Annotated in this window: 2 protein-coding genes; both read left to right on the top strand. The window is 69.8% G+C overall.

Features of this window, described 5'->3' with window-relative positions; translation table 11 throughout:
* Nucleotides 1-1,289, top strand: a 1,289-nt coding sequence (istA, locus tag K8556_RS38730; RefSeq protein WP_223745160.1) for an IS21 family transposase, incomplete at its 5' end; no start/stop codon positions are given.
* The gene (gene istB, locus K8556_RS38725) at nt 1,276-2,043 is read left to right on the top strand and encodes an IS21-like element helper ATPase IstB (RefSeq protein ID WP_223745159.1); all 768 of its coding nucleotides are present in this window, start codon (nt 1,276-1,278) and stop codon (nt 2,041-2,043) included. The genes istA and istB, both read left to right, overlap by 14 nt.
* Nucleotides 2,044-2,172 lie beyond the last annotated feature (129 nt).

Raw genomic sequence — 2,172 nt, 5'->3', positions numbered from 1 at the left:
TGAGGCTGGAGGTGGAGGGGTACGCGGCGAGCGTCTCGGCGGTGAAGCGCCTGGTGCGGCAGGTACGCAAGGCGCAGGGGGTGAGGGCCGAGGACGTCGCCATTCCCGTCGTCACGGCGCCCGGGGAGGTGGCGCAGGTGGACTTCGGGTACGTGGGGAAGCTGCGGTGCCCCCAAGAGAAGAGGCTGCGCAAGGCGTGGGTATTCGTGCTGGTGCTGGCGCACAGCCGCTACCTCTGGGCGGACGTCGTCTTCGAGCAGTCGCTGCCGACGTGGCTGCGGCTGCACGTGGAGGCCTTCGAGGCGCTGGGCGGGGTGGTGCAGACGGTGGTGCCGGACAACCTGAAGGCCGCCGTGCTGAGGGCCGCCTTCACGCCCGACGTGCCGTCCGCCCTCAATCGCAGCTACCGCGAGGTGGCGCGGCACCAAGGCTTCAAAGTCGACCCGACGCCGCCGTACGCGCCCCAGAAGAAGGGCAAGGTGGAGGCGGGCGTCAAATACGTCCAGTCCAGCTTCTTCAAGGGCCGCCAGGGGCAGGACGTCGACGGGGTGCGCGCGGAGTTGAAGCAGTGGCTGGCCCAGGTGGCCAACGTGCGGCGGCACGGGACGACGGGAAGGCGCCCGGTGGACGTCTTCCGGGAGGAGGAGGCGCCCGCGCTGCGGCCCCTGCCCCCGAAGCGCTTCACCCCCGTCGTCTGGAAGCCCACGCGCGTCCACCAGGACAGCCACGTCCTCTTCGAGAGGCGCTTCTACTCGGTGCCCTGGCGCCTGGTGGGCAGCGACGTCTGGCTGCGCGTCACCGACGCAAGCCTGGAGGTGTACGCCCAGGACGTCCGCGTCGCCACCCACGCCCGGCGTGGCACGGGCCTCTACGCCACCCGTGAGGAGCACCTGCCCCAGCACCGCGCTGACTTGCGCCACCGCAGCCGCGGCTACTGGGAGGAGCGAGCCGCGCGGCTGGGCGAGGACGTCCTCACCTACGTGCGCGCCGTCTTCGACTCCGACGACGTCCTCTCCCAACTGCGCGCCGTGCAGGCCATCGTCACGCACCTGGAGGGCTTCCCGCCCGAGCGCGCCCGCGCCGCCGCCCGGCGCGCCCACTACTACGGCACCTACTCCTACGGCGGCCTGAAGAATCTGCTGCGCCAGGGCCTCGACTTGCAGCCGCTACCCCTGGCCCTCGCCGCCCCCGCGACGTCCTGCCTGCCTCAGCCGCGCTTCGCACGCAGCGTGGCCGAGCTGCTTCACCACCCCGCCGTGCCCCAGGAGTCTGAAATTGAGTCCCACTGACGAGCTGATTCCCATGCTCAAGAAGCTGCGGCTGTCCGGCGTCCTGCAGTCCCTCCAACTGCGCACCCAGCAGGCCGTGGACGACAACCTCTCCCACTCCGAATTCCTCTACCGGCTTCTGGGTGACGAGGTGGAGCGCCGCGACTCCAAGCAACTCTCCCAGCGCGTGCGCCGCGCCGCCTTCGAGCACGCCCGTACCCTCGAGGACTTCGACTTCCACTTCAACCCCAGCGTCCCCAAGGCCAAGGTGCTGGAGTTGGGCACTTGCACCTTCCTGGAGCGCCACGACAACGTCCTCATCGTCGGCCCCACGGGCGTCGGCAAGTCCCACCTGGCCCAGGCCCTCGGCCACCGCGCCTGCCGTGCCGGCTTCAGCGCCCTCTACGTCGGCGCCCACGAAATGCTCATGCAATTGCGCGCCGCACGCGGCGAAGGCAGCTACGACAAGCGCCTCTTGCGCTTCACCTCGCCCGACTTGCTCATCATCGATGACCTCGGCCTGCGGGGCCTCACCCAGGACGAGCCGATGGACCTCTACGAAGTCGTCCGCCAGCGCTACGAGCGCAAGAGCACCGTCATCACCTCCAACCGCTCCATCGAGGAGTGGCCGCCCCTCTTCGGCGACCCACTCATGGCCAGCGCCGCCATGGACCGCCTGCTCCACCACTCCCACGTCCTCGTCATCGAAGGCGACAGCTTCCGCAATCCACCTCCCACCCGGCGTCGCAAGCCCTCGGCCCACGAAGCCCGGTAGCCCGTAGCGGATCCGCTTGGCCGAACCGCCCTCGTCAACGCTGCGAACTCGAATCGCCGCTCCCGACGGGCTCATCAGGGCGATCCGCTTGGCCGACCCTCACGCGATCCATGACCCCGGTCCTTGACA

Source organism: Corallococcus sp. AS-1-12 (genome assembly GCF_020036995.1).
Taxonomy (GTDB): domain Bacteria; phylum Myxococcota; class Myxococcia; order Myxococcales; family Myxococcaceae; genus Corallococcus.
The sequence above is the reverse complement of the archived record's forward strand: the minus strand, read 5'-3'. Positions and strand labels throughout refer to the sequence as shown.